This window comes from Acidobacteriota bacterium (assembly GCA_003696075.1).
Taxonomy (GTDB): domain Bacteria; phylum Acidobacteriota; class Polarisedimenticolia; order J045; family J045; genus J045.
The window spans coordinates 1-6,829 of sequence record RFHH01000208.1; the positions used below are offsets into that span (position 1 = coordinate 1).

3 protein-coding genes are annotated in these 6,829 nt (G+C 74.6%); all 3 read right to left on the bottom strand.

Going from position 1 to position 6,829, the window contains the following annotated elements; all coding sequences use genetic code 11:
- On the bottom strand, nucleotides 1–713 hold a 713-nt coding region (locus D6718_13240; protein RMG42912.1), incomplete at its 3' end, for a DUF3592 domain-containing protein.
- A gap of 906 nt (nucleotides 714–1,619) precedes the next feature.
- Nucleotides 1,620–5,348: a hypothetical protein gene (locus D6718_13245; protein RMG42913.1), complete on the bottom strand. Its 3,729-nt coding sequence runs from the start codon at nucleotides 5,346–5,348 to the stop codon at nucleotides 1,620–1,622.
- Between the two features lie 253 nt (nucleotides 5,349–5,601).
- Complete coding sequence (locus D6718_13250; GenBank protein ID RMG42914.1) at nucleotides 5,602–6,090, bottom strand: hypothetical protein; 489 nt, start codon at nucleotides 6,088–6,090, stop codon at nucleotides 5,602–5,604.
- Between the last annotated feature and the right edge of the window lie 739 nt (nucleotides 6,091–6,829).

Genomic DNA, 6,829 nt, shown 5'->3' on the forward strand with positions numbered 1-6,829 from the left:
CCGGCCTTCCGGCCGGAGCCGAGGAAGAGGATGAGCGCCGCCGCCGGTCCGAGGAGCACGAACCCGAGCAGGAGCAGGGCGTGGGGCTCCGGCCCGGAGCGCTGCCATTCCCGCCATCCCTCGAGTCCGGCGGGCACGCTCATCAAGACCCAGAGCACCGCGAAGAGGATGGCGAAGCGCCGGGGCGCGACCGCCTGGGCCGTCCTCCCCGCCCGGACCGGAGCCTCCGCTTTCTCGCCGCCCGCCAGCACCCACAGGAATCCGGCGCCGAACAGCGCGAGGGCGATCCCGCCGAGGAGGAGGACGAGAGAGCCGCCCGGCCGTCCCGGTTCGAGAACGGCGCGCGAAGGATCCTCCGGATCGTAGGCGACCTGAACCGAAGCGCCGCGGGGATAGCGGGCCACTACCGAGCGCGCCCAGTCGTAGCTCGATCCGAGCTCGTGCAGAAAGACGCGCTGGCCGACGAAGCGGCGCCCGCGGACCGTGTACTCGTACTCCACGCGGGGGTAGTAGGCGTCCCTGTGGCGGTCGGTCTCGATCCGGCTGTCGAGGACGATCCCCGGCGTGCGCGGCCAGTGGGCGGTCGCCCGCGCCCGCTGAGCCGCCCGCGCCCCTGTCAGGGCGAGAGCCGCACCGAGCAGCCCCACGAGAGCCAGCACGACCCGCACCGGCCGGCCGGCCCGCGTCTTTCGGGCCTCCCCAGGACCGAGCATCGGCGTCTCCTCCCGGACCCCACCCGGATCGAATCTAGGGCCCGGGGCGGGAGGCCGCTCGCCGCGCGGCGCGCGCCCTCCCCGCCCGGGGAGTTCCGCAAGCTCGAAGCGTGGGAGGTGCATCCTCAATGGTGCGTTGGGCCGCCGAACTCGCTGGACGAAGGGAGGTTCCGGTCTCGAGCGGATCGATGACCGGCGGTCGGGCCGAAGTGTCCGTCGTACACCGACTTGCGCGTCGTTTCGCACCATCGAGGAAGCACCTCCCGAAGCGTGCGGCTCTCGGGAGCGGGCCGCTCGCGCTCCCGCGGGAGGGCATCCCGAAGGGTGCGTTTCTCCGCGCCCGACCCCCGAACGCGCGGAGATCGTGAAGTGCATCCCCAAGGGTCCGTCGTCCCGCCGAAGTCGTCGGGGGATCGAAGGATCCGGTCTGGAATGGACCGAGGCGCCGGATCGGGCCGAGGCGAGGGTTTCTCATCGAGCTGCGCGGCGATTCGCACCATCGAGGGAGCACCTCCCGGAGGTGGCGGACCCGGATGGCCCGGCGCCCGCGCCATCGGGGCCAAGTCTCGATCTCACATCGAGCTGCGCGGCGTTTCGCACCATTGGGGGCGCTCCCTCGCGGGCGAAGCCTCCGAAGGCCGAACACGCCCCCGGCGCTCACCGAAACCGGCGGCCCGTCCTCGACGCTGCTGCTGCTGGTCTTTCCGGTCGAACCGCGCCCCCCGGCCGAGCCGGCCCGGCGCCGCCCCATGACGCTTCGGCCCTGGAGTCCGCTCCCCGGGCGCCGGGACGCGCCATCTCCCGACGCCCGGAACTAGGGTCCTCTCCCCGGCGCTCGGGACGCGCCGCCCCTCGAAACCGCGGTCCGCGGGCGGACGCGCCGCCGGTGATTCGGTTGGCCGGCCCTTACGGACAGGCGCCGCTCGATCGGATCGCGCCGTCGCTCGCCCACCCGTACGGCCCGTCGCCACAGCGGTTGGTCCCGCGGACGAGGTAGTCGAAACCCGCCCCCGCCACGGGCCGCTCCGCGTCGCTCACCGTGGTCTCCGGCCACTCCGACGCGAGGCAGATCTCCCCGGAGCCGCCGACCGGAAGGTCCGACACCGGCCCGCGAACGACGTCGTAGGCGGTCCCGCTCCCGGAGTTCGGTGCGTCCGACTCCCACGCGAGCGTCGTGCGGTCGGACCAGCGGACGCCGCCGATCTCGAGGGGCACGTGGAACACCGACGCGTCGGTGTCGTCGCAGTCGCCGTCCTCTTCGCTCGACCCGTCGCCGTCGTCGTCGATCGAGGTGCGGCCCGGATCGTAGACGCCGCCCGTCCGGAGCGGGGCCCCGCCCGTCCCGCCCCAGACGATCATCGTCAGGTCCGTTGCGACGGCCGTGTGGGCGGAGCGTGGCGACGGGCCCGCCTCGCTCGCCATCGGCAGCCACCGGTCGCCCGCCGGGTCGTACCGGCCGCCGCTCGCGAGCCGGCGCGTCCCGTCGGAACCGCCCCAGACCAGCATCCGGGCGAAGAGCCAGACGGCCGTGTGCTCGCTTCTCGGCGAGGGCGCGCCGTCGGTGGCGACCGGCCTCCAGGAGCCGGTCGCCGGGGCGAACCGGCCTCCGTCGTCCAGCCTCTCGCCCGCCGAGCCGCGGCCGCCCCACACCACCATCTCCTCGCCGGACCAGATCGCCGTGTGCAGGTGGCGCGCCGCGGGAGCCCCGGCCAGGGTCACCGGAGCCCAGGTGTCCGCTGCCGGGTCGTACGAGGCTCCGTCGCCGAGGGCGTTCCCTCCGCCGCCGGCTCCGCCCCAGACGATCATTTCGCTCCCGGTCCAGACCGCGGTGTGATCCGTTCGTGGAGACGGGGCCCCGGCCGCCGCCACCGGCTCCCAGCCGTCGGCCTGCGGGTCGTACCGGCCTCCGGAGCCGAAAACGGCGCTCCCGGGACCCGCCCCGCCCCAGACGATCATCTCGCTCCCCGTCCAGACCGCGGTGTGGTCCCAGCGGCCTTCCGGCGCTCCGCCGGATGCCGTGGGCGTCCAGAGTCCGGTGGAGGGGTCGAACCGGCCCCCCGAGTTCAGGGCGGTGCCGCCCGCAGCGCCGCCCCAGACGATCATCTCGCTCCCCGTCCAGACCGCCGAGTGATCCCGCCGCGCCTGCGGCGCGCCCAGGACCGGTGTGGGGAGCCATGCGTCGGTCGCCGGGTCGTAGAGCGCGCCGGAATCGAGGACGCCGGCCGGACCCTGTCCGCCCCAGACGATCATCTCGCTTCCGGTCCAGACCGCGGTGTGACCGAAGCGCCGCTCCGGCTCGTCACCGACGGAGGTCGGCAGCCACCGGTCGGCGGCCGGATCGTAGCGCCCCCCACTGTCGAGATCGCCGCCGCCCCAGACGATCATCTCGCTCCCGGTCCAAACGGCGGTGTGGCCGTCGCGCGCGGCCGGCTGGTTCAGGGTGCTCACCGGGAACCAGTGGTCGAGCGCCGGATCGTAGCGCCGGCCGCCGGTCGCCGGGGTGCCGAACCGGCTGCCGCCCCACACGATCATCTCCCCGCCGGTCCAGACCGCGGTGTGCCGCCATCTCGGACCGGGAGCGAACGCGCTGGACATCGGCCGCCAGGAGTTCGTCGAGCCGTCCCAGATGCGTCCGTCGTCGAAGCAGCTGAACGCGAACGCGTCGCAGCCGCCCCACACGATCATTTCCCCGCCCGTCCAGACGGCGGCGTGACGGCTCCGCGGTGCCGGCGCGCCCGAGACGGGGAGCGGGGTCCACCGGTCGGAGGCGGGATCGTAGCGCCACCCGTCACCGAGCGACGCGGTGTCGTCCTCCCCTCCCCAGACGACCATCTCCGCTCCCGTCCAGATCGCCGTGTGCCCGATGCGCGGCGAAGGCCCGGTGCTCATGCCGCGCCAGGTCCGGGACTGCGGGTCGTAGCGGCCGCCGGCGGCCGGCATCGACGAGCCGTCCTCCCCTCCCCAGACGATCATCTCGGTTCCGGTCCAGACGGCCGCGTGGCCCCAGCGGGGAGCGGGGGCGCCGGCCGCCGGCAACGCTGACCACGCATCGAGCGCGGGGTCGTAGGCCGCGCCCGTGGCGAGCGCACCTCGGGTGCCCTCTCCTCCCCACACGATCATCTCGGTTCCGGTCCAGACCGCCGAGTGCAGGTGCCGCGGCTCCGGTGCCCCGGCCAGGGCGATCCGGCTCCACGTGTCGGTGGCGGGGTCGTAACGCCACCCGTCGCCCAGCTCTTCGAAACCGGAACGGCCCCCCCACACGATCATCTCGGCGCCGGTCCAGACGGCGGTGTGCTCCTGCCGCGGCGCCGGGACGTCCTCCAGCCCCGCGGTGTCCCACGCGTCGTCGGGGATCCTTCCCGATCCTCCCGAGGGTGCCGCCGGCTGCGGTATCCCCGTCCCGGAATCGGCCGCGCCGGCCGCCCCGACCGGCGCATCGAACGACGCCGCCACCTCGCGCCACCAGAGCTCGAACGGACGCTTGCGCACCGCGTAGCGCGCGACGCACAGGGACCGCTCCCCGCGCGCCGCCAGAACCGGAACTTCGAACGCCTCCCGCGTCTCGACGACCTGCGCGACACCGCCATCGCCGAACGACCGCTCTCGAGCCGCCAGCGCGGCCGGCGTCAGCTCTTCGATCGAAAAGCCCTCCGCCGGCTCGCACGGGCAGTCCACGGCACCCGACGGCCCCGGCACGCCCTCGCAAGTGAAAGGACCGGGACGGGACGCGACCGGCTCCCCCGCCGCCAGGCGCCGCCGCAGCTCCTCCGCGCGCGCCCGCTCCTCACCGTGCCGCCTCGTGTCGAACGCGTAGAAGTGACGCAAGAGGCGATCGACCAGCAGCGACCGCGCCAGAACCTCGGCGATCCGGCGCGGGTCGCGGCCGAGCGCTCCGTAGATTTCGCGGAGGCGTCCGGGAGCCCGCGTGCCGCGCTCGATCCGGGCGCGCTCCCTCGCGAGCATCTCCCCGGTCACCCGAACGCCGTAGACGCGCTCGAGCGCGACCGACTTCCGGAGTGTGTCGCGCACCTCCCGCTGGGCGGTCTCGACCGGCACCCGGACGAGCGCGACCGGCACGCGCCTGCGGTGCGCCTCGTACACGGCGTCGATCGCGCGCTGCGCCGCGACCCGCTCTTCGAAGGTCAGGCCGGAGGTCCCGGCCCGAGGCGCGGCTCCCCCCAGCGCGACGAGCGCCGCGCCGGCGAGAAGGGCGGACGAACGCATGGCACCCTCCCGGACGAAGGGCGCGCCACCCCTCGGGCCGTCCGGCGAACGACGCGCCCCGCGCCCCGACCGGTCGCGATCCCCCGGATCGAAACGGCCCCTCCGGCCGGCCTTGCAAGGGATCATACGGCGAACCCGCGGGGGAGGGGGGCAACGCCCCGCGGCGGCGGGCCGCGCAGCTGCCCCGGAGCGGAGGAACGCCGCCGGCGATCCGGCGGGGCGATGCGCGCAATCGCGCGGCCCGGCGGATTCGCGCAGCCGCAGGGGCGCGCCGCGGCCTGCGGCGGCACGGGACGGTAGGACCGGCGTGACTCGCTCCGCTTCCCCTGGGGGAAGGCTCCCCCTCGCAGAACGGGCGGCGATCCCGCGCCGCCGGTCCGGCGAAGCGGGCGCGGCTCGCGACAAGGCCATGGGCGGGCCCCAGGGATCCTGCCGCCCGGCCGGCGGGCCAGCGAGGCCTTCGCGCCGGCGCGTCCGGCGCCCCCCATGGCCGAACGAGACGCTGCGCCGAAGGTGCGTTGTCCCGTCGGCGCCAGCGGACGCCCGGATGAAGCGGTCTCGAATCGCTCGTTTCGCGGGGCCTCGCGGCGGAGCGTCGATCTTTCACCGGGTCGGCCGGGAAGGCGGGAATTCGCGGAGACACCAACGCCCGGCGGAACGGCCCTCAGTCGCACGAACAGGATTCGCGCCCCTCGTCTCCGTTGCCGAGCCGGCCGGTGGCGGCCCGCAGGATCGCGCGAACGTTCCCGAGGCAGCAGCGGCCCTGCGGGTTGGTCTCCTCGCAGCGGTCGAGCCCCCGGCGGCACTTCTCGGCGATCGAATCCGGAACGGCCGACCGGCCCGTCGCCGCCACTTCGCGCTCGATCTCCTCGACCGTGTGGCCGAAGCAGTAGCAGACGGGGCGCTTCGGATCGTCCGACTTCTGGAAGACCGTCACGGACAACGCCTCGCCGGTGAGAACGTCGCCTGCCGATTCCGGGAAGTAGACGACCGGACAGCCGCGCACGGGGCAAAAGCGGAAGGGCCCCGCCCCACCGGCCCGGGCGAGCCGCTCCGGGCGAACGAGCGCGCGCAGCGTCCGCTCCGGAACCCTCCACCCGGGCGCACCGCACGACGGGCAAGCGGGGCGGGATCGGTCCTGTCGCTCGTTCATCGTCCCTCCCCGCGCCCGGCCGGGGCAGCGGTTTCGCTCGTCGGTTCGGCGGGCGGTGCCGGAAGGTTCGCTCGGCCCGGACCGAGCGCAGCACCGGCGAGCCTGGTGAACCGGCGGCGTGCGGCGGCGCCTCCATGATAGGTGGAGGCCCCTGGGCTCGCCCCGACCCGGATGATTCATGAACCGCCGTGGCGAAACGCCGCAGATGCCGCAGGACGGCCCGCAGAAGATCAGGGCGCCCGAGCTGTCCTCGCACGAGGGCTCGGCGGGGAGGATTCGCGTTGCCGGCGCGGCCGGACGGATCGAGGCCGAGCGGATCGCCGGCCGGTCCGGTGGACGGTCAGGCCGAGGGAAGGGCGAGGACGGGCCAGTCGGGCCGGAGGCCCGGCCAGCGAGCCGACGCGTCACGGCATCCGAGAGCTTCAGGAATCGTCCGGGCCAAGGTCAGGGCTCGGCGTGAGGGAGATGCATCCCCAATGGTGCGTTGCGCCGCCGAATTCGCTGGATGAAGGGAGCTTGCGGTCTCGAATGGATCGATGACCGGGGATCGGGCCAAAGTGTCCGTCGTCCATCGAGTCGCGCGGCGTTTCGCACCATCGAGGAAGCACCTCCCGCCGCATCGACGAGCGAGCTGCGCCCACCCGCTCGTCCGGAGAAGGGCTCCCCGAGCGTCGGCGGCGCCGGCGGCGGCATCGCCGCGCGGCATCCCGGGCGGGCTTCCGATCGCGCAGCCGCGCCC

Excerpts from the sequence above, each read along its gene's own strand:
- D6718_13245 (RMG42913.1), bottom strand. The coding sequence starts at position 5,348 with ATGGCCTTGTCGCGAGCCGCGCCCGCTTCGCCGGACCGGCGGCGCGGG.
- D6718_13250 (RMG42914.1), bottom strand. The coding sequence starts at position 6,090 with ATGAACGAGCGACAGGACCGATCCCGCCCCGCTTGCCCGTCGTGCGGT.